The organism is Actinomadura parmotrematis (assembly GCF_019458805.1).
Taxonomy (GTDB): Bacteria; Actinomycetota; Actinomycetes; order Streptosporangiales; family Streptosporangiaceae; genus Spirillospora; species Spirillospora parmotrematis.
Genome location: NZ_JAIBOA010000001.1, coordinates 315,296 through 339,286, shown reverse-complemented (window position 1 = coordinate 339,286; position 23,991 = coordinate 315,296). Strand labels below are relative to the sequence as shown.

Below are 23,991 nucleotides of genomic sequence, written 5' to 3'. Positions count from 1 at the left end.
TCACATGTGGCTGTCAGCTTTGGTTGAAGAACCCACGTTCTGCCATCCGGGCCTTGTCCTCGGCCGTCACCTCCACGTTGGCGGGCGACAGCAGGAACACCTTGTTGGTAACACGCTCGATGCTGCCGTGCAGCCCGAACACCAGACCCGCCGCGAAGTCGACGAGGCGCTTGGCGTCGCTGTCGACCATCTCGGTCAGGTTCATGATCACGGGCGTGCCCTCCCGGAAGTGCTCCCCGATGGTCCTGGCTTCGTTGTAGGTCCTCGGGTGCAGCGTAGTGATGCGCGCGAGATCGGTGGTACCGGACTCGTAGAGCGCGACCGAGCGCCGCTCCGGCGCGGCCGGCCCGTGGTGGTCGCGGTCGCGGTCGGGGGCCTCCTCGACTCGGGTAGGCTGACCGCCGGATTCGTCCTCGCGGCGGCGCCCCTGCCCGGGGTCGGCCTCGTCGTCGTAGACCTCGTACTCTTCGTAGTCGTCGTACTTGCCGTACTTGTCGTCGTACCGGTCGTCCTCCACAAGGCCGAGGTAGACCGCCATCTTGCGCATCGCGCTGGCCATACGCCCCTCCGTCGTCTTGTGGCCCCGGCACCGTGGTCCCGGTGCCGCCGACAGACCGCCGCGTCTGCTGTTCTGCTCTTCGGCACCCGCCGTTTCGGCAGGTACCACTGCGGGACATTACCTGACGATTGCCCGTCGGCCGCCGAGCAACGCCGTACCGACACGCACGTGTGTCGCGCCACATGCGATCGCCTGCTCCAGATCGCCGCTCATCCCGGCCGAAACCGTGCCCGCCCCGGGATGGTCGTCCCTGGTCCGGGCCGCGATCTCGGCGAGCCGCTCGAACGCGGCCGCCGGATCGGCGCCGAGCGGCGCCACCGCCATCACGCCGCCGAGCCGGAGGCCCGGCGCGCCGGCGACGAGGTCGGCGAGGGCCGGGACGTCGCCGGGCGCGGCCCCGCCGCGGCCCTCTCCGCCGTCCAGCGCGACCTGCACGAGGCAGCCGAGCGTGCGGCCGGCGCGCTCGGCGGCCGCTGACAGCGCGGTCACCAGGCGGGGCCGGTCGACCGACTGGACGACGTCCGCGTAGGACGCCACCGACCGTACCTTGTTGGTCTGCAGCTGTCCGACGAAATGCCAGGTCAGCGGGAGTCCGGCGGTGGCGGCGGCCTTGGGGGCCGCCTCCTGGTCGCGGTTCTCGGCGACGTCGGTGAGGCCGAGTCCGGCCAGCAGCCGCACGTCCGAGGCCGGCCGGGTCTTGGTGACCGCGATGAGGGTCACCGCGTCGGCGGGGCGGCCGGCCGCCGCGCACGCGGCGGCGATGCGGCCGCGCACCTCGGCGAGGTTCGCGGCGAGCTCCGCCCCGCGGTCCGCCCCGCCCGTGCCGTCCTCGCCCGTGCCGCTCGCATCGGTCACGCGGCGTCCTCGCGGAGCCAGACGTAGCCGGCGAACCGGCCGGTGCGGCCGTCGCGGCGGTAGGAGTACAGGTCGGGGGTCTCGATGGTGCAGCGCAGGTCGATCCGGACGTCGCGGACGCCGGCGCGGGCGAGCTGCCCGGCGATCCCGGCGCGGATGTCCAGGCCCGGGGTGCCCCGGCGGGTCGTCGCGCGGGTCTCGGGGACGAGCGCGGCGACCTCCTCGCGCATCGCCTCGGGGACCTCGTAGCAGGAGCCGCAGGCGGCCGGGCCGATCGCGGCGGCGATGCGCGCGGGGTCGGCGCCGAGCGCGGCCATCCGCTCGACCAGGGCGGGCACGACGCCCGCCGCCGTGCCGGGGCGCCCCGAGTGGGCGGCGCCGACGACGCGGGCGACCGGGTCGGCCAGCAGCACCGGCGCGCAGTCGGCGACGAGCACGGCGAGCGCCACCCCGGGCGCCGCCGTCACGACCGCGTCCACGCCGGGCGCCTCCCCCGCGAAGGGGGCGTCCACCTCGGCGACGTCCGCGCCGTGCACCTGGCGCATCCAGACGGTGCGGCCGGGGTCGACGCCGAGCGCCGCCGCGGCCCGCGCGCGGTTGCCCGCGACGGCGGCGGGGTCGTCGCCGACCGCGCCGCCGAGGTTCAGCCCCGTGTAGGGCGCCCCGCTCACCCCGCCGGCGCGCCCGGTGAACCCGGCGCCGACGCCGGCCCCGAGCGCGACAGCGGTGATCACTTGAGGAAGTCGGGGACGTCGAGGTCGTCGTCCTCGTCGAACACGACGGGGCGGCGGCGCTGCCCGGACGGGGCCGGGCCCGACTCGTTCTCGCCGGCGTGCACCCGGGTGGGCGACGGGTCGGCGGACGGGCGCGGCGCCGGCGGGCGCGGGGCGCTCTCGGCGGCCGGCTCGGCCGCCGGGGCGGGCCGCTCGGACCGCGGCTCGGGCCGCGGCCGGTCCTCCTCGCGGGCGGCGGGCGCCGGGGCGGGCCGCTCGGGCTCGGGGCGCGGCGCCGGCCGCTCGGCCGGCGCGGGCGCCGCGGCGGCCTGCGCCACCGACGGCTGCGCGGGCGGCGGCGTCACCGGCTCGCTCCGCCCGATCCGGCTCGGGATCGGGTTCGGCGCCGGCGGGGCGGGCGGGGTGGGGCGGGGCGGCGGCGCGGGAAGCCTCTTGCTCTCGGGCTCCGTTGCCGCCTTGTTAGGGCGGAGCTCATCGAACCCCGCAGCGATCACGGTGACCCGGACCTCGTCGCCGAGCGCGTCGTCGATGACCGCGCCGAAGATGATGTTGGCGTCCGGCGCGGCCGCGTTGGACACCAGCTGCGCCGCCTCGTTGATCTCGAACAGGCCGAGGTCGGAGCCGCCGGAGATGGACAGCAGCACGCCGTGCGCGCCGTCGATGCTGGCCTCCAGCAGCGGGCTGGAGATCGCCATCTCGGCCGCCGCGACGCTGCGGTCGTCGCCGCGCGCCGAGCCGATGCCCATGAGGGCCGAGCCGGCCCCGGACATGACCGACTTCACGTCGGCGAAGTCCAGGTTGATCAGGCCCGGGGTGGTGATGAGGTCGGTGATGCCCTGGACACCGGACAGGAGCACCTGGTCGGCGGCCTTGAAGGCGTCCAGCACGCTGACCTGCCGGTCGGAGATCGACAGCAGCCGGTCGTTGGGGATCACGATGAGGGTGTCGACCTCGTCGCGCAGCGTCTCGATGCCGGCCTCGGCCTGCATCGCGCGGCGCTTGCCCTCGAAGCTGAACGGGCGGGTGACCACGCCGATGGTGAGCGCGCCGAGCGAGCGGGCGATGTTCGCCACGACGGGCGCGCCGCCGGTGCCGGTCCCACCCCCCTCGCCGGCGGTCACGAACACCATGTCGGCGCCTTTCAGGACCTCCTCGATCTCCTCCCGGTGGTCCTCGGCGGCCTTGCGGCCCACGTCCGGGTTCGCGCCGGCGCCGAGGCCCCGGGTGAGCTCGCGGCCCACATCGAGCTTGACATCGGCGTCACTCATCAGCAGCGCCTGGGCGTCCGTGTTGATCGCGATGAACTCGACGCCCTTGAGTCCCTCTTCGATCATCCGGTTGACGGCGTTGACGCCGCCGCCGCCGATCCCGACGACTTTGATGACCGCGAGGTAATTCTGCGGTGCTGCCACGACGGAGGGGCCTTTCCGCTCTATCCGACCGCGCCGGCGGCCGGGTGGCCGTCCCTCGCGCGGTACTGCTGTCGGTGTTGTGGTGGCGGGTGCGGGACGCCGGCCGGTCGGCCGCCGAACCCTCACCCTCGACTTGAGGCTTACAGTTATGTCAACCTGAGGACTGATACGGACAGTAGGGCGGGCTTACCGCCAGGGTCAACTAACCCCCGGCCAACCGGTCCGGCGTGTCGCGCACGCCCGGACCCGCCCGGGGCCTCGCGGACGCGCACCCGCGGGTGCGCCGCCCGGCCCCCCGGTCCCCTGCGACCGGTCAACTGTGCCCCATCGGGCGCCGTTAATCGCTCCGACACACGGGGGCGGCGGCAGTCGTCCGCGCCGTTCCAAGGTCAACTCGTGGTGACGACGTCGGGAGAGCTCACGTCGATGGTGCGGGCACCCCGGCCTGCGGTGGTGTGTTCGAGTCCGTCCACCAGACGGGCCTTCTCGGCGGTGCGCTCGGGCGCGCCCCATACGACCGTGAGGCCCGACTTCAGCCGCAGCGTCACCGATTCGGGGCTCGGCACCGTCACCTCGGCCAGCCGGCGGCGGAGCCCGTCCGGCAGGTCCCCCACCACCTTCAGCGCCGCGAGCGTGCCCGGGTCGCCGGGCCCGGGGGCGGTCGCGGTGAGCAGCGGCAGCCCGGCGGGCGGGGCCGCGCCGTCGGCGACGGTGACGCCCTCGGCGTCCAGCCGGTAGTAGCGGCCGCCGCGCTGCACGGCGACGACGGGGACGCGCTCGCGCACCACGATCCGCACCGTGTCCGGCCAGGCGCGCTCGACCTCGACGCCGCGGACCTCGCGGACCTTGCGGACCCGGTCGCGGACCGCGCCGGTGTCCAGCCGCACCATCGGGACGCCGAGCCGGATCCCGGCGGCGGCCGCGATCCGGTCCTGCGGCGCCAGGTGCGCGCCGACGACCCGCACGTGCCGCACGACGAGCAGCCGCGACCCGAGCAGCGCCCAGGACGCGGCGCCGAGCACGGCCGCGGCCAGCAGCAGGACGAACAGCGCCCGCCAGCGGCCGCCCCCGCGGCGCCCCGGCGGGCTCCCCGCGCCGCGCTCCCGCCGCGCCGCCGTACCGCTCCGCCGGTCGATCCCCGCCTCCGTCATCCCCCCAGGATGGCGTGCGACGGCCCCGGCGGGCGGCTGCACACGCCCACCGGGGCCGAAATCGGTGCCGGACCGGACGGATCCGGCCCGCGCGCAAGACGGCTAGGACGCCGCGAGCCGCTCCAGGATGAGCGGGGCGAGCCGCGTCACGTCGCCCGCGCCGAGCGTGATGACCACGTCGCCGGGCCGGGCGAGGCCGGCGACCGCGTCCGGGACGTCGTCGCCGGACGGCACGTAGGCGGTCGCGGTGCCGGCCGGCACCGCGTCCGCGACGAGCGCGCCGGTGACGCCGGGCTCGGGGTCCTCGCGGGCGCCGTAGACGTCCAGCACGACGGCGACCTCCGCCGCGCCGAGGGCCGCGCCGAACTCGGCGGCGAAGAAGCGGGTGCGGCTGTACAGGTGCGGCTGGAACACCGCGACGATCCGGCCGCCGCCCTTCTCCGCCAGGTAGTCGCGGGTGGCGGCGAGGTCGGCGGCCAGCTCCGTCGGGTGGTGGGCGTAGCTGTCGAACACCTCGACGCCGCCCGCCTCGCCCTTGCGCTCCAGCCGCCGCATCGCCCCGCCGAAGGCCGCGAGGCCCGCCAGGACCGCGCCGGCGTCGGCGCCCAGCTCGCGGGCCACCGCGATGGCCGCCGCCGCGTTCAGCGCGTAGTGGCGGCCGGGGACGGCCAGCCGGACCGGCCCGGCGCCCGTCACCTCGAACTCCGAGCCGAGGCCGCGCGGGGTGAACCCGGTGACCCGCAGGTCGGCGTCCGGCGCCTCCCCGTAGGTCACCACCCGCAGCCCGCGGCCGCGCGCGTGCCCGGCCAGCTCGCGGACGACCGGGTCGTCCGCGCAGGCCACGAGGGTGCCGCCGGCCTCGACGCGGTCGACGAACGCCGCGAAGTTCTCCTTGACCTTCTCGAAGCCGCCGTAGTTGTCCAGGTGGTCGGCCTCGACGTTGGTGACGACCGCGATCGCCGGGGTGTAGCGCAGGAACGAGCCGTCGGACTCGTCGGCCTCGGCGACGAACACCGGGCCCGCGCCCTCGTCGGCGCCGAGCCCGGTCGTGACGAGCTGCCCGCCGATGCAGTAGGACGGGTCGGCGCCCGCCCGCTGGAGCGCGACCGTCAGCATCGACGTCGTCGTCGTCTTGCCGTGCGTGCCGGCGACCGCGACCGCGCGCCGCCCGGCCATCAGCGCGGCGAGCGCCTCGGACCGGTGCAGCACCCGCAGCCCGCGGGCGCGCGCGGCGGCGAGCTCGGGGTTGCTCTCGCGGATCGCGGTGGACACGACCACGGTGTCGGCGTCGCCGAGGTAGGCCGCGTCGTGGCCGACGTGCACCTTGGCGCCGAGGTCGGCGAGCTGGCCGAGCAGCTCGGACTCCTTGGCGTCGCTGCCCGACACCGCGATCCCGCGCTTCAGCATGATGCGCGCGATGCCGGACATGCCGGCGCCGCCGATCGCGATGAAGTGGACGCGGCCGAGCTCGGCCGCCGGCACGGTCCCGCCGCCCGCGCTCATCGGGCCGACGACCCGGCCGCGCGGACCACGTCGTACACCATCCGGGCGAGCGCGACGTCGGCGTCGCGGCGCCCCATCCGCCCGGCGGCCTCCGACATCCGCGCCACCCGGTTCGGGTCGCGCAGCACCGGCAGCAGCTCGCGGGCGATCCACTCGGCCGACAGCTCGGCGTTGTCGACCAGCATCCCGCCGCCCGCCGCCACGATCGGCTCGGCGTTCAGCCGCTGCTCGCCGTTGCCGATCGGCAGCGGCACGTACACCGCGGGCAGCGCGACGGCGGCGAGCTCGGCGCAGGTCATCGCGCCCGCCCGGCACATCGCCATGTCGGCGGCGGCGTAGGCCAGGTCCATCCGGTCGCAGTAGGGGATGGTGACGTACTGCGGGCCGCCCGGCGGCGCCGGCTCGGGCTGCTCGGTGTTCTTCGGGCCGACGATGTGCAGCACCTGGATGCCGGCCTGCCGGAAGTAGGGCGCGGCGGCGACCGCGGCCTGGTTCAGCGACCGGGCGCCCTGCGACCCGCCGAAGATCAGCAGCGTGGGCAGGTCGGGCAGCAGCCCGAAGTACGAGCGCGCCTTGTCGCCGAGGGCGAGCCGGTCCAGCGTCGCGATCTCGCGGCGCAGCGGGATGCCGACGAACCGGGCGTGCGGCAGCGGCGAGTCGTGGTGGGAGACCGCGACGTGCTCGGTGAAGCGCGAGCCGAGCTTGTTGGCGAGGCCCGGCTTGGGGTTGGCCTCGTGCACGATGATCGGCACGTGCCGCTTGCGGGCGGCCAGGTAGCCGGGCGTCGCGACGTAGCCGCCGAACCCGACCAGCACGTCGGCGCGGGCGGTGTCCAGCACCGACGCCGCGGCGTTGATGGCGCCGCGCAGCCGGCCGGGGACCGTCAGCAGCTGAGGGGTCAGGGTGCGCGGCAGCGGCACCGGCGGGATGAGCGCCAGCTCGTAGCCGCGGGCCGGCACGAGGCGCGTCTCCAGGCCGCGCTCGGTGCCGAGACAGGTGATGCCCACGTTCGGGTCGTTGCGGCGCAGCGCGTCGGCGAGGGCCAGCGCGGGCTCGATGTGTCCGGCGGTGCCGCCGCCGGCCAGGACAACCCTCATGCTCTTCGACAACTCCTCAGCATGTGCTTGCAGAACGATCTATCGCCGTGCCAGGCCCAGCCAGCTTAGGCCCCGCGCCACCGGTCCGGGACCGCGCGCGGCGAGCGCCTGCCGGGCGCCCGGCTCGCGCTTGGCGAAGGCCAGCAGCATGCCGAGCGCGAACAGGGTCGGGATGAGGGCCGAGCCGCCGTAGGAGACGAGCGGCAGCGGGATGCCCGTGATGGGGAACACCGCGATCACCGCCCCGATGTTGACGATCGCCTGGACGAGCAGCCAGGCCGTGCAGCCCGCCGCCGCCATCCGGGCGAACGGGTCGCGCACCCGCCGGGCGATGCGGAGGCCCGCGTAGGCGAGCATGCCGAACAGGGCGAGCACCACGAGCGTACCGACGAGCCCGAACTCCTCGCCGACGATGGCGAAGATGAAGTCGGTCTCGGCGTGCGGCAGGAAGTCCCACTTGGCGCGGCCCTCCCCGAGGCCGGTGCCGAACCAGCCGCCGGAGGCGAGCGCGTAGAGGCCCTGCGTGCCCTGGTAGTTGGTGGTGAGGCGGTTCGCCGTCGGGTCCAGGAAGCCGGTGAGGCGCTGCATCCGGTAGGGCTCGACGATGATGAGGATCGACACCAGCAGCGTGACGAGCCCGGCGATGCCGACGAACAGCCGGCCCGGCGCGCCGACCACCCACAGCAGCGCCAGGAAGATCGTCAGCAGCACCAGGGTGGTGCCGAGGTCGTTGCCGAGCATGACCAGCAGCACGAGCAGGCCGGCGCCGGGCAGCAGCGGCACGAGCAGCGGCCGCCACTCGGTGAGCTGCCCGAACCGCTCCTTGCGGGCCAGCAGGTCGGCGCCCCACAGGACGAGGGCGAGCTTGGCGGGCTCGGACGGCTGGATCTGGATGGGGCCGAGCGCGATCCAGCGGGTCGCCCCGTTCACCGAGCGGCCGAGGCCCGGCACGAGCACGAGCACGAGGGTGACGAACGCCACCAGCAGCAGCGGGTAGGCCAGCGCCCGGAACGTCTTCACCGGCAGCCGCGACGCCAGCCACATGCCGGCGAGGCCGAGCACCATCCAGACCGCCTGCTTCTGGAACAGCGTGTAGGCCGACCCGGTCTCTTGGAGCTGCTTGACGCTGGACGCCGACAGCACCATCGTCAGCCCGAGCGCCAGCAGCATGACCGAGCAGCCGAGCACCAGGTAGTAGGAGGTGAGCGGCCGGTCCAGCAGGCCGACGGCCGCCGCGACCTGCTCGCGCGGGCCGGTCCGCTCCCGGCCCCGCTCCTCCGCGGGAAGCGCGCTCATCCCGGCGCCCGCTAGCGGGTTCCGCCGAGCCGCCGCACCGCCGCGGCGAACGCGTCGCCGCGGGCCCCGTAGCTGGTGAACATGTCGAACGACGCCCCGGCGGGTGCCAGGAGCACCGTGTCCCCCGGCCGGGCGAGCCCTGCTGCTGCGATCACGACGCGGTCCATCGCTCCAGTGTCGGTGCCCGGCTCGTCCACGACCGGGACATCCGGGGCGTGTCGCGCGAGCGACGCGGCGATCCGCGCCCGGTCGGCGCCGAGCAGCACCACGGCGCGCAGCCGGCCGGCCACCGAGCGCACCAGCTCGTCGACGTCGGCGCCCTTCAGCTGCCCGCCGGCGATCCACACCGCCGACTCGCAGGCCGCCAGCGACGACGCCGCGGCGTGCGGGTTGGTGGCCTTGGAGTCGTCCACGTACCGGACGCCGTCGACGTCGGCGACGTGCGCGATGCGGTGCGGGTCGGGCACGAAGGCCCGCAGCCCCGCCCCGACGGCCTCGGGCGCCACGCCGAAGGCGCGGGCGAGGGCGGCGGCGGCGAGGGCGTTGGCGACGTTGTGGGGCGCGAACGGGCGCACGTCCGACAGCGCGCCGAGCTCGACGGCCGTCGTCCGCGGGTCCTCGGTGAACGCGCGGTCCACCAGCAGGTCCTCCACGACGCCGAGCCGGCCGGGCGCGGGGGTGGCGAGGGTGAAGCCGACCGCGCCGGGCGGGGCGAGCGCGGCGGCGGCCGGGTCGTCGGCGTTCACCACCGCGACCGTGCCCGGCGCGAAGATCTTCGCTTTGGCGGCCCCGTAGGCGTCCATCGAGCCGTGCCAGTCGAGGTGGTCGGGCGCCAGGTTCAGCACCGCCGCCGCTCGCGGCACCACGCTGGACGACCAGTGCAGCTGGTAGCTGGACAGCTCGACGGCGAGCACGTCGTGGCCCTCCAGCACCGTCTCCACGATGGGGGTGCCGACGTTGCCGGCGGCGACCGCGTCGAGCCCGGCGGCGGCGAGGATCGCCGTCAGCATCCGCACCACCGTCGTCTTGCCGTTGGTGCCGGTGAGCGCGAGCCACGGCGCGGCGTCCGGGCCGCGCAGCCGCCACGCCAGCTCGACCTCGCCGTAGATCTCGATGCCGGCCGCGGCCGCCGCGAGCGGCAGCGGGGCGTCCGGCCGGTACCCCGGCGACACCACGACCAGCTCGACGCCCTCGGGGAGGGTGTCCCCGTCGCCGAGCCGGACGTGCACCCCGCGCGCCTCCAGCTTCCCGGCGTGCTCGCGGAGGCCGTCGTCGTCGCGGCCGTCGACGACGGTGACGCGCGCGCCCCGGTCGGCGAGGACGCGGGCGGCCGCCCGTCCGGAGAGGCCGATGCCGGCCACGCAGACCCGGCGGCCCGCCCACTGCTCGCCCGTCACTTCTTGGGCATCCATTCCAGGTAGAAGAGGCCGAGCCCGATGCCGGTGAACAGCGCCGACATCAGCCAGAACCGGACGACGATCGTCGTCTCGGCCCAGCCCGACAGCTCGAAGTGGTGCTGGAGCGGCGCCATCTTGAACACCCGCTTGCCGGTCATCTTGAACCCGCCCACCTGGATGATCACCGACAGGGTGATCATGACGATGAGGCCGCACAGGATGGCCAGCAGGAACTGGGTGCGGGTGAGGATGGCGAGGCCGACCAGCACGCCGCCGAGCGCGAGCGACCCGGTGTCGCCCATGAAGATCTTGGCGGGCGGGGCGTTCCACCACAGGAACCCGAACACGCCGCCGAGGACGGCCGCCGCGACGACCGCGAGGTCCAGGGGGTCGCGGACGCTGTAGCAGTTGGGGGCGAGGGCGAAGTCGTAGCAGCTGTTGCGCAGCTGCCAGTTGCCGATGATGACGTAGGCGGCGAGCACCATGCCGGCCGGGCCGGCGGCGAGGCCGTCCAGGCCGTCGGTCAGGTTCACGCCGTTGGACATCGCGGCGATGAGCAGCAGCGCCCAGATCACGAAGATGGGGGCGCCGATCGAGGGGCCGAAGTCGCGGAGGAAGGACAGGTGCGGGGAGGCGGGGGTGATGTCGTAGCCGTTGGGGAAGTTCAGCGAGCCGATCGCGAAGATCACGCCGACCAGCACGATGCCGATCATCTTGGCGCCGCTGCGCAGGCCGAGGCTGCGCTGCTTGAACACCTTGATGTAGTCGTCCACGAACCCGACGAAGCCGAGCCCGGTCATCAGGAACAGCACCAGCAGGCCCGACACCGTGGGGGCGGTGCCGGTCACCAGGTGCGCCACCGCGTACCCGAGCAGCGACCCGACGATGAAGACGGTGCCGCCCATCGTCGGGGTGCCGCGCTTGGTCGCGTGCGCCTTCGGGCCCTCGTCGCGGATCATCTGGCCGTAGCCGAGCCGGTTGACGATGCGGATCCACACCGGGGTGCCGACCATGCCGATGATGAGGGCCACGCCGGCGGCGATCAGGATGTTGGTCATCGGACCCGGCCCCCGTTCGGCGCCCCGCCGTCCGGGGCGGCGAGCAGCCGCTCGGCGACCCGCTCCAGGCCCGCGACGCGGGACCCCTTCACCAGCACGACGTCCCGCGGCCGCAACCGCTCGCTGAGCGCGGCCACCGCCGCGCCGACGTCATCCACCTGTACGCACTCTCCCGTCCATGACGCCACCTGCCCGGCCCCTGCGGCCATGGCGGCGGCGGCCTCGCCGACCGTGACGAGCCCCGCGACGCCGCTCCGCGCGACGTGGCGGCCGATCTCGGCGTGCCCGTCGGCGGAGCCGGCGCCGAGCTCGGCCATCTCGCCGAGCACCGCGAAGGCCCGCCGGCCGCGGGCGATGTGCCCGAGCGTGTCGATGGCGGCCTTCATCGACTCGGGGTTGGCGTTGTAGGCGTCGTTGACCACCGTCACCCCGTCGGGGCGCTCGGTGACCTCCATCCGCCAGCGGCTGGCCGGCACCGCCGCGGCCAGCGCCTCGGCGATCATACGGGTCTCCAGGCCCGCCGCGCGGCCGACCGCCGCGGCCGCCAGGGCGTTGGCGACGGCGTGCGCGCCGAGCAGGCGGAGCGCGACCGGGGCCCGCCCCTCGGGGGTGACCAGCGTGAACCGGGCCCGGCCGGCGTCGTCCAGCGTCTCGTCCTCGGCCCGCACCGCCGCGTCGGGGGACCGCCCGAACGTGACGACGTCCGCGGCCGTGCGGGCCGCCATCGCGCGCACCAGCGGGTCGTCGGCGTTGAGGATCGCGGTGCCGCCGCTCGGCAGCGCCTCGACCAGCTCGCCCTTGGCGCGGGCGATCATCTCCTTGCCGCCGAACTCGCCGATGTGGGCGGTGCCGACGTTCAGCACCACGCCGACGCGCGGCCGGGCGATGCCCGCCAGGTAGGCGATGTGGCCGACGCCGCGGGCGCCCATCTCCAGCACCAGGTGCCGGGTGCCGGCGTCGGCGCGCAGGGCGGTGAGCGGCATGCCGATCTCGTTGTTGAACGATCCGGCGGGCCAGACGGCCGGGCCCGCCCGGCTCACCACCTGCGCGATGAGGTCCTTGGTGGAGGTCTTGCCGGCCGAGCCGGTGACGCCGACGACGGTGGTGCCGGGCAGCCGCCCGAGGACGCCGCGGGCGAGCCGCCCGAGCGCCTCCTGGACGTCGCCGACGACGACCGCCGGGCCGTCCAGCGGCCGCTCGGCGAGCACCGCGGCGGCGCCGGCGGCGAACGCGGCGGCCGCGTAGTCGTGGCCGTCCGCGTGCTCGCCGCGCAGCGCGACGAACAGCGCGCCGGGCTCGACCGCCCGCGAGTCGATGACCGCGGGGCCGGAGACGACGGTCTCGGCGTCGCCGCCGTGCACGGCGCCCCCGGTGAACTCCGCGATCGCCGACAGTGGAAGTGGGATCACGCCTGCGTCCCGTCCCCTCTCACATCCGTTGACACGGCGGCGCGGCGGCGCAGCTCCCCCCGGACGACCTCGCGGTCGTCGAACGGCAGCACCTCGCCGGCCACGTACTGTCCCTGCTCGTGCCCCTTGCCCGCGACGACCACGACGTCCCCGCGGGAGGCCCGGCCGACGGCGAGGCCGATCGCGGCGGCCCGGTCGGGCTCGACCACGACGTGCGCCCGCTCGGCCTGCGGGACCTTCAGCCCGCCCTCGACCATAGCGGCGAGGATCGCGAGGGGATCCTCCGACCTCGGGTTGTCGTTGGTGAAGTACGCCCGGTCGGCGAGGCGCGCCGCGGCCTCCCCCATCAGGGGGCGCTTGCCGCGGTCGCGGTCGCCGCCGCAGCCGAGGACGACCACCAGGTCGCCCTCGGTGACCGGCCGCAGCGCCGACAGCACCGCCTCGACCGCGCCGGGCTTGTGCGAGTAGTCGACGAGCGTCACGAAGTCCTGGCCCTCGTCGACCCGCTCCAGCCGGCCGGGCACCCCGGCGAGCGAGCCGACGCCCGCGACGGCCGTCTGCAGCGCGATGCCGGCCTCCACCAGCGCCACGATCGCGCCGAGCGCGTTGGCGACGTTGAACGGGCCGGCCAGCCGGACCGAGGCGTCGGCCTCGATGCCGCCCGGCCCGACGACCCGGAACACGCTGCCGTCGGCGCCGAGCCGCACGTCCTCGGCCCGCCAGTCGGCCGCCGCGTCGCCGGCCGCCGAGAACGTCGTCACCGGCACCGTGGCGATCTCCAGGAGCTCGCGGCCGTGGTGGTCGTCGAGGTTGACGACGCCGACGCGCGTGTACTCCGGCGTGAACAGGCGGGCCTTCGCCAGGAAGTAGTCCTGCATCGTCGGGTGGTAGTCCAGGTGGTCCTGGGACAGGTTGCTGAAGATCGAGACGTCGTAGCGGGCGCCGCCCACCCGGCCCTGCACGAGGGCGTGGCTGGACACCTCCATCGCCGCGGCGCCGACGCCCTGCTCGCGCATCATCGCGAACAGCGCGTGCAGGTCGGTCGCCTCGGGCGTGGTGAGCGCGCTCGGCACCCGGCGGTCGCCGATGCGCATCTCCACCGTGCCGATCACCCCGGTGCGGCCGCCGGCGGCGCGCAGCCCGGCCTCCAGCAGGTACACGGTGGTGGTCTTGCCGGAGGTGCCGGTGACGCCGATCAGCGTCAGGTCCTCCACCGGGTCGCCGTACACCCACGACGCGGCGCGCCCGAGCAGCGCCCGGACGTCCTCGGTGAACAGCACCGGCAGGCCGGTGACGGCCGCCTCCTCCAGCCCGGCGGGGTCGGTGAGGATCGCCGCCGCGCCCGCCGCGGCGGCCTGCGCCGCGAAGCGCGCGCCGTGCGTCCTGGTCCCCGGCAGCGCCGCGTACACGTCGCCCTCCCGCACCGCCCGCGAGTCGTGCGTGATGCCGCTGACGAGCACGCCCCCGGGATCGCCGGAGACGGCGGCGCCGAGCAGGGCCGCCAGCTCCGGCAGGGGCCGGGGCCGGGTGGACGTCGGGCGCATGGCGTTTCTTTCGGGACGAGCGGAAGGGATCGGCTGAGGCGCGGATGCTGGGCTCACGGCGACGTAGATTACTCGTTACGGTCAGTCCCGCGCGTAGATCTGGACGGCCGGCGCCTTGCTTCCGGTGGGCGGCACTTTACGGGTCGCGAGCGCCGACGTCATCACGTCCTTGAACACCGGCGCGGCGATGTCCCCGCCGAGGTGGCTGCCCTTCGTCGGGTGCTGCAGCACGACCTGCACGACGAGCTGCGGGTCGTCGGCGGGCGCGAACCCGGCGAACGACGACGTCCAGCCGCCGCCCTTGTAGCAGCCGCAGGACGGGTTGACGATCTCGGCGGTGCCGGTCTTGCCCGCGACGCGGTAGCCCTCGATCCGCGCCTTCGGGGCGGTGCCCTCGACGGTCGCCACGCCCTCCAGCATGTCGCTGATCTGGCGCGCCGTCGCCGCGCTGACGACGCGCCGGCTCGCGGGCGCCTTGGCGGGCGTGAACGCGCCGTCCTCGGAGACGGTGCCGGCGACCAGGGTCGGCGCGACCCGCACGCCGCCGTTGGCGATCGTGGCGTACACGCTGGCCATCTGGACGGCGTTGACCGACACCGACTGGCCGAACGCGATCGGGTAGCGGTCGGTGCCCGACCACTTCGACGGCGCGTTCAGCAGGCCGGGCGTTTCGCCGGGCAGGCCGATTCCGGTCTTCTGGCCGAAACCGAAGTCGCGCAGGAACCGGTACAGCGTGTCCTGGGTGATGGTCTTGCTCGCCATGATGGTGCCGACGTTGCTGGACTTGGCGAGCACGCCCGCGAACGTCAGCCGCTCGGGCGCGTGCGGGTGCGAGTCGTGGAAGGTGCGTGGGCCCTCGACGATGTGGTCGCGGACGAGGAACGGCGTGGCGGGCGTGACGCCGCCCTTCTCCAGCACCGCCGCCGCGGTGAGGACCTTGCCGGTGCTGCCCGGCTCGTACGCCTCCTGCACGACGGGGCTGCCCCACGTCGCCGAGTTCGAGCGGCCGTACTGGTTCGGGTCGTAGCCGGGCGCGGTGGCGAGGGCGAGGAGCTGCCCGTTGCGCGGGTCCATGACGATGACGCTGCCGCTGCGCGCCCCGGTCGCCTTCACCTGCTTGGCGATGGCCTGCTCGGCCTTGTACTGGATGTCGCGCATCAGGGTGAGGCGGACGCCGCGGCCGGGCACCGACGGCTTGGTCTGGTCCTCGCCCATCGGGATCTGCTGCCCGTCGGGGCTGATCTCCACGCGCTGCGAGCCGCTGCGGCCCGCGAGCAGCTTGTCCATGGAGCTCTCCAGCCCGGCGCCGCCCTCCCCGGCGGCGTTGACGAACCCGACGACGCCCGCGGCGAGCGACCCCGCCGGGTACACCCGCCGGTACTCGGGCTCGACGCCGATGCCGGTGAACTTCAGCCCCATGACGAGGCGCGCCTGGTCGGGGCGGACGCCGTGGGCGAGGACCTCGTACTGGGACTTCGGCTCCGACACCGCGCGCAGCACGAACGCCGGTTCCAGGCCGAGCATCGGCGCGAGCGCGTCCACGATGGCCTGCCGCTTCGCCGGCTTGATCACGCTCGGGTCGGCGTAGACGCCGCGCGCCTCGACCGTCATCGCGAGCGCGTTGCCCTGCGCGTCGGTGATGTCGCCGCGGACGGCGGGCAGCGTGATCTCGCGCAGCCGCTGCTTGCGGGCCTCCTCGCTGTACTGGCCGGACTCGATGGTCTGGAGCTGGACGAGGCGGCCGGCGAACAGCGACAGCACGAACGCGATCGCGAGGAGCGTCACGTTGAGCCGCTTCATGGGGTCGCGGCGCCGGAACGGGACGCGCGGCCGCGGCGGGCGGCGCGGCGGCGCGGGGCGCGCCGCCGGGCGCGTCGCGGTGCGGGTGCCGCCCTGCGGCGGGCGCGGCGCGCCCTTGGCCGATCCGCGCGGCGGGGGCACGGCGCCGGAGCGCGCCGGGCGGCCCTGCCGCCGCGCGGCCGGGCCGCCCGGGGACCGGGAGGAGGTGCCGCCACTGGGGCGCCCGGGCGCGCGCGCCGCGCCCGGGCCGCTGAGGTCCTCCCGGCCCGCCGAGCCCTTGCGGCCGCGGCCGCCCGGCGGCCCCGCCGGACGCTTGGTCACGCCGCCTCCCCCGTCACCGCGCCCGCCGCCGCGTTCGCCCTGCTCGCTCCCACCGGGCCGGTCACGGGGTGCCGGCCCCCGCTCCGCCGCCCGGGACGGCCGGGACGCCGTCGCCCGGCACGATCGCGCCGGGGATGCCGAGCACGCCCGCCGCGCCGGCCGACGCCGCCGCGGCGTTCGGCACCGGCCGGACCGGGCCGCCGATCGCGCGGTTGCCGGCGCCGTCCCAGAAGGCGAGCCGGTCGGGCTTGGTCATGCCGAGGGCCCGCGCCTTCTGGTCGAGGCGGCCGGGCGCCTCCTCCCGCGCGATCTCCTCCTGGAGGCCCTGCTTCTGCTGGCCGAGCAGCTTGTTGTTCTGCTGGAGGCGGCTGAGGGTGAAGGCGTCCTCGGCGAGGACGGTGTTCAGCAGCAGGAGGCTCACCAGCGCGCCGCCGAGCAGCGCGATGATGAGCAGCACGAACGGCGCGCGCGGCGGCGCGCCGTGCCGCATCCGGCCGGCGGCCGGAGCCGCCGCCCGCGCCTTCCCGCTCGCGGCCGGGCCGGGCCGGGCCTTCTTCGCCGATGCCGTGGCCGCGGCCTTGGCCGGCGGCTTCTCGGCCGCCGCCTTGGCCGGTGCCGTCCTCGCCGGTGCCCGCTTGGCCGGCGCCTTCTCGGCGGGCGGCTTCGGGGCCGCGCCGGTCCGCGCCCGCGGCGCGGCGCCGCGGGCGCGCTGCGCGGCGCCGGACCGGCCGCCCTGCACCGTGCCCGCGCCCTTGGACCCCGGCGCCTTCGCCGTCGTCATGTCGCCTCCCGGACGCGCTCGGCGGCGCGGAGCCGCACCGATCCGGCCCGTGGGTTGGTCGTGGTCTCGTCTTCGGTGGGCAGCTCGGCCCCCCGCACGAGCAGCCGCAGGTACGGCGCGTGCTCGGGCAGCGGGACGGGCAGTCCGGGCGGGGTCGTGTCGGCCGCGAGGGCGGCCAGCTCCTGCTTGGTGATGCGGTCCTCCAGCGAGTGGTAGGACAGCACCACGAGGCGGCCGCCGACGGGGAGCGCGTCCAGCGCGGCGGGCAGCGCCCGCCGCCAGATCTCCAGCTCGCCGTTCACCTCGATGCGCAGCGCCTGGAAGGTGCGCTTGGCGGGGTTGCCGCCGGTGCGGCGCGTCGCGGCGGGGATCGCGGTGCGCACCAGCTCGGCGAGGCGGAGGGTGGAGGTGAGCGGGGCGCGCTCGCGCTCGCGGGCGATCGCGCCGGCGATCCGCTGCGCGAAGCGCTCCTCGCCGTACTCGCGGAGCACCCGGGCGATCTCGCCGGGCGGGTAGGTGTTGACGACGTCGGCCGCGGTGAGCGGCTGGGTGCGGTCCATCCGCATGTCCAGCGGCGCGTCGTAGGAGTAGGCGAAGCCGCGGTCGCCCTCGTCGAGCTGCGGGGAGGAGACGCCGAGGTCGAACAGCGCGGCGTCGACGCGGTCCACGCCGAGGCGGGCGAGCACGTCGGTCACCTCGTCGTACACGGCGTGCACGAGGGTGACGCGGTCGCCGAAGGGGGCGAGGCGCCGCGCGGAGCGCTCCAGCGCGGTGGTGTCGCGGTCGAGGCCGACGAGGCGCAGCGTGGGGTGCGCGGCGAGCATCGCGGCGGCGTGGCCGCCCATGCCGAGGGTGCCGTCGAGGTAGACGGGGGCGCGTCCGGTGACGCGGTCGACCGCGGGGCCGAGCAGCTCCAGGACGCGGTCCAGCAGGACGGGCACGTGCAGCCCGGTCCCCTCGGGACCGGCCGCGCCGCCGTCCGGCGGGCCGTCGTACGGGCCGTCGTGCGCGCCGGCGCGGTCGCGCCCGGCGTGGTCGCCCACGGTCATGGTTCACCCCCTTGCAACGCCACAGTGCTCGCGGTATGCGTGGCATCGCCGGATCCGCGCGCGTCCCCGGCGCGGCCGGCGGCCTCGCCCGGCCAGGTCCCCATCCGCTGCCCGCAGGAAGTGCTCCGCGTACGCGACGCGGGGGGTCGCCGTCTGGCACCGGGGAAGCTGCGCCAGAGGGCTCGGAGAGCGGCTGGAGACCTGGCCGAACGTGGGCCGGGGCCGGTCACTGCCGGCCGGTGGTTCACAGGATCCCGGGCAACACCTCCTCGGAGACGTCGGCGAACGCCGGCTCCTCCTGCTCGAGGTAGACCTCCCAGGCCCGGGAGTCCCAGATCTCCAGACGGGTGTTGGCCCCGATGACGGTGCAGTCGCGCCGCAGGCCCGCGTAGGCGCGCAGCGGCGCGGGGATCGTGATGCGGCCCTGCTTGTCGGGGACCTCGTCGGAGGCGGAGGCGAAGAAGACGCGGCTGTAGGCGCGCACCGCCCGTTCGGTGACGGGGGCCGTGCGCAGGGCCTCGGTGATGCGCTGGAACTCCGCCATGGGGAAGACGTACAGGCAGCGCTCCTGGCCCTTCGTGATCACCAAGCCCCCCGACAGCTCCTCGCGATACTTCGCCGGCAGGAACAGTCGTCCCTTGTCGTCGAGGCGCGGGGTATGGGTGCCGAGGAACACATGACCCACCTCCCGCGCCGCGGGGGCGCCGCTGCTCCCCCACGGCGCCCCACTCTACTCCACTCTTCCCCACCGTCAACCAGGAAAACCCGGCGCGCCGGACGTGATCGTCCGCGTTTTCGCAGGTCAGAACGGGTGGTGCGGAGTGGGGTTGATCGCGGGGCGCGCCGCGTGCCGCGGCCGGCCCGCCGGGCGCCCGCCGCCGGGCCGTCCCGTGCGCCGTCCCGCCGGTCCCGGGCGGGACGGCGGCGGGCGCCCGCGTACAGCACAATGGGCTCCCGTTCCCCTTGAACATCACAACGGGAGCCGCGACGACGTACTGTCTGTTGGGGTAGGGCGCGCGGGCAGCGCGCACGGGGCGGGGCGCGCAGGCGCCCCCCGGCGCGCCGCGTCCCGCCGGGGCGACCGGCCGGTGGCGGACCGGACGGCTGAGGAGGGTTGCTGGTGGCAGTTGGCACGCACGGCGGCGGCGAGCCGTACACCGAGACCGGGCGTCTCCCGGCTCCGCGCGGCCCCGAGCCGGGCGCGGAGCGCCCCGCCGGGCTGGCCGGGCTCGCGGAGGTCGCGGGCGCCGTCCGGGAGGCGGTCGAGTCGGTCATCGAGGGCAAGCCCCGGGTGGTGCGCCTCGCGCTCGCGGTGCTGCTCGCCGAGGGGCACCTGCTCATCGAGGACGTGCCCGGCGTCGGCAAGACGATGCTGGCCAAGGCCCTCGCCCGGTCCATCGACTGCTCGGTGCGGCGCGTGCAGTTCACCCCCGACCTGCTGCCGAGCGACATCACCGGCGTGAGCGCCTACAATCAGGAGCTGCGCGAGTTCGAGTTCAAGCCGGGGCCGGTCTTCGCCAACCTGGTCGTCGGCGACGAGATCAACCGGGCGTCCCCGAAGACGCAGTCGGCGCTGCTGGAGTGCATGGAGGAGCGCCAGGTCACCGTGGACGGCGTCACCTACCCGCTGGACGGGCCGTTCATGGTGATCGCCACCCAGAACCCGGTCGAGATGGAGGGGACCTACCCGCTGCCCGAGGCGCAGCGCGACCGGTTCACCGCGCGCATCTCGATGGGCTACCCCGACCCGGCCGCCGAGCTGGAGATGCTCGACGCGCACGGCAGCTCGTCCCCGCTGGACGACCTGCGGCCGGTCGCGCACGCCGGCGACGTCCGCGACCTCGCCCAGGTGGTGCGCGAGCAGCACGTCGCCCCCGCCGTCCGCCAGTACGCGATCGAGCTGGTCACCGCGACCCGCAAGCACCCCGAGCTGCGGCTCGGCGCCTCCCCCCGCGCGACGCTGCACCTGGTGCGGGCGGCGCGGGCGTGGGCGGCGCTCGGCGGCCGCGACTACGTGCGCCCCGACGACCTGAAGGAGCTGGCCGTCCCCGTCCTCGCCCACCGCCTGCTGCCGACCGCCGAGGCGCAGGTGGAGCGGCGGCGCCCCGAGCAGGTGGTGACCGAGCTCGTCAACCGGCTGCCCCTGCCCTCCCCCAGGAAGTGACCCCCCGCCCGTGAGAAGAGCGCTGGCCGGCCTGACCACCCGCGGCCGGTCGTTCGTGGCCGCCGGCTGCACCGCGATCGTGTGCGCCGTCGTCCTCGGCGAGCGCGACCTGCTGCGCGCGGGCGTGCTGGTGCTGGCGCTGCCGCTGCTCTGCACGCTCGCGGTGTCGCGGACGCGCTACCGGCTCGCCTGCGCCCGCCGGCTGGAGCCGTCGCGGCTGCCGGTCGGCCACGAGTCGCGGGTGGACCTGCGGCTGGAGAACGTGTCGCGGCTGCCGAGCGGCCTGCTGATGGTGGAGGACAAGGTCCCCTACACCCTCGGCGGCCGGGCCCGGTTCGTGCTGGACCGGATCGAGCCGCGCGGGTCGCGCGAGCTGGCCTACCGGATCCGCTCGGACGTGCGCGGCCGGTTCCGCGTCGGGCCGCTCGTCGTGCGCCTCACCGACCCGTTCGGGATGGTGGAGCTGGTCCGCTCGTTCAGCCTGTCGGACACCCTGACGGTGACGCCGCCGATCGTCGCGCTGCCGGCGAGCCGCCTCAGCGGCGCCTGGACCGGCGGCGGCGACAGCGTCGCGCGGACGGTGGCGAGCGCCGGCGAGGACGACATCGCGCCCCGCGAGTACCGGCACGGCGACGACCTGCGGCGGGTGCACTGGCGCTCGACGGCGCGGCGCGGCGAGCTCATGGTGCGGCGCGAGGAGCAGCACTGGCAGAGCAGCGGGACGCTGCTGCTCGACACCCGGCGCGGCGCGCACTCGGGCGAGGGGCCCGGCTCGTCCTTCGAGCAGGCCGTCGCGGTCGTCGCGTCGGTCGGGGTGCACCTCGGCCGGGCCGGGATGGGGCTCCGCTACGTCACCGACGCGGGCGAGGCGGTCGCGGCGTCCCGCGAGTTCGAGGGCGCCTTCGAGGGGCAGCTCCTCGACGCGCTCGCGGTGGTGCGGCCGGGCGCCGGCCGCGCCCTCACCCCCGGCCTCGCCGCGCTCCGCTCCGGCGGGTCGGGGGGCCGTGACGGCGACGGCCTGGTCGTCGCGGTGTTCGGCGCGCTCACCGCCGAGGAGGCGCGGGCGGTCGCGGCGGCGCGGCGCGGCACCGCCACGTACGTGGCGGTGCTGGTGCGCACCGTCGGCGGCGGCGGCGCGGCGGACGAGCGGGCCCGGATGCTGCGCGCCGGCGGGTGGCGGGTGCTGGCGGTGGACTCGGCCGCGCAGCTCGCCGGGGCGTGGGCGCTGGCCGAGCAGGCCGGCGAGGATCTGTCCAGGGACGGGGCATGAGGATCCAGTTGACGATCATGGCGGGGCTGGCCACGCTGGCCGGCTCCGCGGGCCTCTACCCGCTGTTCGGCGGGCGGTCCTGGTTCTGGGCGGGCGCCGGCGCGGTCGTCATGGTCGCGCTCGGCGGCGTGCTCGCCCGCCGGCTGCGGCTGCCCGCCGCGCTCGGCGCGGCGTGCGGCCTCGCCGCGCTGCTGCTCTACCTGACGGTCGCGTTCACCCGCGACGAGGCGCTGCTCTGGATCGTCCCGACGCCGGCGTCGCTGGCCCGGCTCACCGACCTCATCGGCGCCGGCTGGGACGCGGCGAACCGGTACGCCGCGCCCGTCCCGCTCGCCCCCGGCATCAAGGTGCTGTCCACCATCGGCATCGGCCTCGTCGCGGTGATCGTGGACGTGCTCGCGGTGCGGCTGCGCCGGGCCGCGCCCGCCGGGCTGCCGCTGCTCGCGCTCTACAGCGTGCCCGCGGCGGTGCGGCAGGACAGCGTGCACTGGGCGATCTTCGGGATCGGCGCGACCGGCTACCTGGCGCTGCTCATGGCCGACGCCCGCGACCGGGTGGGCGGCTGGGGCCGGCTCGTCCGCACCCCGCGCTGGAGCGAGGACGAGCCGCTCGTCCCGGGCGGCCCCGGCCTCGGCGGGGGCGACGGCCGGGCGGAGGAGCACGGCGAGCGGCCCGACGGCGCCGCGCTCGCGGCGACCGGGCGGCGGATCGGCGCGGGCGCCATCGCCGTCGCGGTGCTCGTGCCGCTCGCGGTTCCCGGCATCCACCCGCGCGGCGCGCTCGGCCTGCACGGCGCGCGCGGCGGGTCGCAGACCGTGACCACGCCCGACCCGCTGGTCAGCCTGCGGCGCGAGCTGACCAAGACCGACGGCGCGGTGGTGCTGACCTACACCACCGACGACCCCTCCCCCGACTACCTGCGGCTGTACGCCCTGGACCGCTTCGACGACGACCGGTGGACGTTCACCCGGATGCAGAGCTCGGACCGGGACCGCATCACCGGCCGGGACCTGCCGCCCGCGCCCGGCCTCGGCGGCGTCGCCACCCGGCGCGCCGACAGCCGGATCGCCGTCCGCTCCGAGGTCGCCGACATGCGGTTCCTGCCGCTGCCCTACGCCCCCGCCAGCATCTCGATCAAGGGCGACTGGCGGCTCGACCCCGAGTCGATGATGGTCTACTCGCTGAAGGGCACCGCGGCGGGCCGCACGTACGGGGTGCGGAGCGTGCGGGCCGAGCCGTCGGTCGCCGCGCTGGAGACCGGCGGCGCCTACCCGACCGACATCGTGACCCGCTACACCGGCTACCCGCGCAACGTCCCGGCCAGGATCCGCGAGCTGGCCGAGGACGTCACCGCGGGCGCGCGGACCGCGTACGCGCAGGCCGTCGCCCTGCAGCGCTGGTTCACCGTGACCGGCGGCTTCCACTACGACCTCACCGCGACGTCGCCGCGGCGCGGCGACGACCTGGCCGACTTCCTGCTGGTCTCCAAGCGCGGCTACTGCGAGCAGTTCGCGGCGTCGATGGCGCTGATGGCGCGGATCCTCGGGATCCCCGCGCGGGTCGGGCTGGGCTTCACCGCCGGGACCGAGTCGAGCCCCGGCCACTACACCGTCCGCTCCCGCGACTCGCACGCCTGGCCCGAGCTGTACTTCGTCGGCACCGGCTGGGTGCGGTTCGAGCCGACGCCCTCGGGCGCGGCCGGGCAGGGCACCGCGAGCACGCCCTCCTACTCGCTGCCCGACGCCGCGGGCGGCGCGTCGGGGGGCGCCGACGGGGCGCTGCCGAGCGCGTCCCCGTCGGCGGCGGGGCAGCCGTCCGCCGCCGCCACCGAGGGCGCCGACCGGCACCGCAACGACGAGGGCGAGCAGGCCGCCCCCGACCAGGGCGACCGGAACTCCGGCCACCCCGCCGCGTGGCCGGCGGTGCTGGTGCTGCTGGCGCTGCTGCTCCTCGCGCCGATGGTCGCGCGGGCGGTCATCCGGCGGCGGCGCTGGGCGGCGACGGCGCCGCCCGAGCCGCCGCGCCCGTCCGGCGGCCCCTGGAAGCGGCCCGCTGAGGAGCCGCCGGCGCGGCGGCCCGGCGGGCCGGGCGGCGCCGCGCACGTGGCCTGGCGGGAGATGCGCGCCGACGCGCTGGACCACGGCCTGCCCTGGCAGCCGAGCGACACGCCGCGCGCGACCGCGATCCGGCTCGCCGAGGAGCTGGACATGGACGCCGGCAGCGCCGCCGCGCTGCGGCGGATCGCCCGCGCCGAGGAGGAGGCCCGCTACTCGGCGACGGCGGCCCCGCCGTCGCCGGAGCGGCTCCGCGCGGACGTGCGGACGGTGCGCGCGGCGTTCGCGGCGGGAGTGACGCGGCGGGCGCGCTGGCGGGCGCGGGTCCTGCCGCCGTCCACGGTGGACAGCGCGACCGCGGCGGCGCGCGGCGCGTCCGAGCGGCTCCTCGCGGCCCTCACGCGCGTCACCGCGAAGGCCGACAAGCTCAACCAGGCCGTCCTCCACCGCACCCGCCGCCGCCCCCGCCCCTAACCCCTCCTTCACAACGCGCGCCCCCCACCCCGCATGACCACCCGGTCACCGAAGGTTGAGATG

19 protein-coding genes are annotated in these 23,991 nt (G+C 76.0%); 3 read left to right on the top strand and 16 right to left on the bottom strand.

Going from position 1 to position 23,991, the window contains the following annotated elements; genetic code table 11:
- Positions 1 to 13: 13 nt before the first annotated feature.
- The 16 genes from K1Y72_RS01500 to mraZ all read right to left on the bottom strand — a co-directional run bounded on the left by K1Y72_RS01500 (position 14) and on the right by mraZ (position 18,642).
- Entirely contained in the window at positions 14 to 559 is a 546-nt protein-coding gene (locus K1Y72_RS01500) for a cell division protein SepF (RefSeq protein ID WP_220162440.1), read from the bottom strand.
- Between the two features lie 117 nt (positions 560 to 676).
- Entirely contained in the window at positions 677 to 1,414 is a 738-nt protein-coding gene (locus K1Y72_RS01495) for a YggS family pyridoxal phosphate-dependent enzyme (protein ID WP_220162438.1), read from the bottom strand.
- The gene (pgeF, locus tag K1Y72_RS01490; RefSeq protein ID WP_220162436.1) at positions 1,411 to 2,148 is read right to left on the bottom strand and encodes a peptidoglycan editing factor PgeF; all 738 of its coding nucleotides are present in this window, start codon (positions 2,146 to 2,148) and stop codon (positions 1,411 to 1,413) included. Before pgeF ends, K1Y72_RS01495 begins: the two co-directional genes overlap by 4 nt.
- Entirely contained in the window at positions 2,145 to 3,560 is a 1,416-nt protein-coding gene (ftsZ, locus tag K1Y72_RS01485; RefSeq protein ID WP_220162434.1) for a cell division protein FtsZ, read from the bottom strand. Before ftsZ ends, pgeF begins: the two co-directional genes overlap by 4 nt.
- A 389-nt stretch (positions 3,561 to 3,949) precedes the next feature.
- Positions 3,950 to 4,711, bottom strand: coding sequence for a cell division protein FtsQ/DivIB (locus tag K1Y72_RS01480; RefSeq protein WP_220162432.1), 762 nt, complete (start codon positions 4,709 to 4,711; stop codon positions 3,950 to 3,952).
- Positions 4,712 to 4,813: 102 nt separating this feature from the next.
- Entirely contained in the window at positions 4,814 to 6,214 is a 1,401-nt protein-coding gene (gene murC / locus K1Y72_RS01475) for a UDP-N-acetylmuramate--L-alanine ligase (protein ID WP_220162431.1), read from the bottom strand.
- Positions 6,211 to 7,311 (bottom strand): undecaprenyldiphospho-muramoylpentapeptide beta-N-acetylglucosaminyltransferase, encoded by a 1,101-nt coding sequence (murG, locus tag K1Y72_RS01470; protein WP_220162430.1) that lies wholly within the window; start codon positions 7,309 to 7,311, stop codon positions 6,211 to 6,213. The genes murC and murG overlap by 4 nt, the downstream gene beginning before the upstream one ends.
- 39 nt (positions 7,312 to 7,350) lie before the next feature.
- On the bottom strand, positions 7,351 to 8,607 hold the full coding sequence (ftsW, locus tag K1Y72_RS01465; RefSeq protein WP_220162429.1) for a putative lipid II flippase FtsW: 1,257 nt from the start codon (positions 8,605 to 8,607) through the stop codon (positions 7,351 to 7,353).
- Positions 8,608 to 8,618: 11 nt separating this feature from the next.
- A complete protein-coding gene (gene murD / locus K1Y72_RS01460; protein ID WP_220162428.1) occupies positions 8,619 to 10,019 on the bottom strand; it encodes a UDP-N-acetylmuramoyl-L-alanine--D-glutamate ligase in 1,401 nt (466 codons plus the stop codon).
- Positions 10,001 to 11,062 carry a phospho-N-acetylmuramoyl-pentapeptide-transferase gene (mraY, locus tag K1Y72_RS01455; RefSeq protein WP_220162427.1) on the bottom strand — a complete coding sequence of 354 codons (1,062 nt, stop codon included), beginning with the start codon at positions 11,060 to 11,062 and terminating at the stop codon, positions 10,001 to 10,003. Before mraY ends, murD begins: the two co-directional genes overlap by 19 nt.
- Positions 11,059 to 12,471 carry a UDP-N-acetylmuramoyl-tripeptide--D-alanyl-D-alanine ligase gene (locus K1Y72_RS01450; RefSeq protein WP_220162426.1) on the bottom strand — a complete coding sequence of 471 codons (1,413 nt, stop codon included), beginning with the start codon at positions 12,469 to 12,471 and terminating at the stop codon, positions 11,059 to 11,061. The genes mraY and K1Y72_RS01450 overlap by 4 nt, the downstream gene beginning before the upstream one ends.
- Complete coding sequence (locus K1Y72_RS01445; RefSeq protein WP_220162425.1) at positions 12,468 to 14,015, bottom strand: UDP-N-acetylmuramoyl-L-alanyl-D-glutamate--2,6-diaminopimelate ligase; 1,548 nt, start codon at positions 14,013 to 14,015, stop codon at positions 12,468 to 12,470. Before K1Y72_RS01445 ends, K1Y72_RS01450 begins: the two co-directional genes overlap by 4 nt.
- 81 nt (positions 14,016 to 14,096) lie before the next feature.
- A complete protein-coding gene (locus K1Y72_RS01440) occupies positions 14,097 to 15,815 on the bottom strand; it encodes a peptidoglycan D,D-transpeptidase FtsI family protein (RefSeq protein ID WP_258571812.1) in 1,719 nt (572 codons plus the stop codon).
- A gap of 382 nt (positions 15,816 to 16,197) precedes the next feature.
- Positions 16,198 to 16,917, bottom strand: coding sequence for a cell division protein FtsL (gene ftsL, locus K1Y72_RS01435; RefSeq protein ID WP_220162421.1), 720 nt, complete (start codon positions 16,915 to 16,917; stop codon positions 16,198 to 16,200).
- Complete coding sequence (gene rsmH / locus K1Y72_RS01430) at positions 16,914 to 17,966, bottom strand: 16S rRNA (cytosine(1402)-N(4))-methyltransferase RsmH (RefSeq protein ID WP_220162419.1); 1,053 nt, start codon at positions 17,964 to 17,966, stop codon at positions 16,914 to 16,916. The genes ftsL and rsmH overlap by 4 nt, the downstream gene beginning before the upstream one ends.
- 244 nt (positions 17,967 to 18,210) lie before the next feature.
- Positions 18,211 to 18,642, bottom strand: a complete 432-nt coding sequence (mraZ, locus tag K1Y72_RS01425; RefSeq protein WP_220162417.1) for a division/cell wall cluster transcriptional repressor MraZ — start codon at positions 18,640 to 18,642, stop codon at positions 18,211 to 18,213.
- A gap of 543 nt (positions 18,643 to 19,185) precedes the next feature.
- On the opposite strand from mraZ, the gene K1Y72_RS01420 reads away from it, so the two are divergent.
- Genes K1Y72_RS01420 through K1Y72_RS01410 form a run of 3 tightly spaced genes read left to right on the top strand, consistent with a single transcriptional unit; the run spans position 19,186 to position 23,928 of the window.
- Entirely contained in the window at positions 19,186 to 20,130 is a 945-nt protein-coding gene (locus K1Y72_RS01420; protein ID WP_220162880.1) for an AAA family ATPase, read from the top strand.
- A gap of 10 nt (positions 20,131 to 20,140) precedes the next feature.
- Positions 20,141 to 21,400, top strand: coding sequence for a DUF58 domain-containing protein (locus tag K1Y72_RS01415; RefSeq protein ID WP_220162415.1), 1,260 nt, complete (start codon positions 20,141 to 20,143; stop codon positions 21,398 to 21,400).
- Positions 21,397 to 23,928 carry a transglutaminase TgpA family protein gene (locus K1Y72_RS01410; RefSeq protein WP_258571740.1) on the top strand — a complete coding sequence of 844 codons (2,532 nt, stop codon included), beginning with the start codon at positions 21,397 to 21,399 and terminating at the stop codon, positions 23,926 to 23,928. The genes K1Y72_RS01415 and K1Y72_RS01410 overlap by 4 nt, the downstream gene beginning before the upstream one ends.
- The last annotated feature ends 63 nt before the right edge of the window (positions 23,929 to 23,991 follow it).

Excerpts from the sequence above, each read along its gene's own strand:
- rsmH (WP_220162419.1), bottom strand. The coding sequence starts at position 17,966 with ATGACCGTGGGCGACCACGCCGGGCGCGACCGCGCCGGCGCGCACGAC.
- K1Y72_RS01410 (WP_258571740.1), top strand. The coding sequence starts at position 21,397 with ATGAGGATCCAGTTGACGATCATGGCGGGGCTGGCCACGCTGGCCGGC.
- K1Y72_RS01445 (WP_220162425.1), bottom strand. The coding sequence starts at position 14,015 with ATGCGCCCGACGTCCACCCGGCCCCGGCCCCTGCCGGAGCTGGCGGCC.
- murC (WP_220162431.1), bottom strand. The coding sequence starts at position 6,214 with ATGAGCGCGGGCGGCGGGACCGTGCCGGCGGCCGAGCTCGGCCGCGTC.
- K1Y72_RS01500 (WP_220162440.1), bottom strand. The coding sequence starts at position 559 with ATGGCCAGCGCGATGCGCAAGATGGCGGTCTACCTCGGCCTTGTGGAG.
- K1Y72_RS01440 (WP_258571812.1), bottom strand. The coding sequence starts at position 15,815 with ATGAAGCGGCTCAACGTGACGCTCCTCGCGATCGCGTTCGTGCTGTCG.
- mraY (WP_220162427.1), bottom strand. The coding sequence starts at position 11,062 with ATGACCAACATCCTGATCGCCGCCGGCGTGGCCCTCATCATCGGCATG.
- ftsL (WP_220162421.1), bottom strand. The coding sequence starts at position 16,917 with ATGACGACGGCGAAGGCGCCGGGGTCCAAGGGCGCGGGCACGGTGCAG.
- murG (WP_220162430.1), bottom strand. The coding sequence starts at position 7,311 with ATGAGGGTTGTCCTGGCCGGCGGCGGCACCGCCGGACACATCGAGCCC.
- murD (WP_220162428.1), bottom strand. The coding sequence starts at position 10,019 with ATGGATGCCCAAGAAGTGACGGGCGAGCAGTGGGCGGGCCGCCGGGTC.
- K1Y72_RS01480 (WP_220162432.1), bottom strand. The coding sequence starts at position 4,711 with ATGACGGAGGCGGGGATCGACCGGCGGAGCGGTACGGCGGCGCGGCGG.
- ftsW (WP_220162429.1), bottom strand. The coding sequence starts at position 8,607 with ATGAGCGCGCTTCCCGCGGAGGAGCGGGGCCGGGAGCGGACCGGCCCG.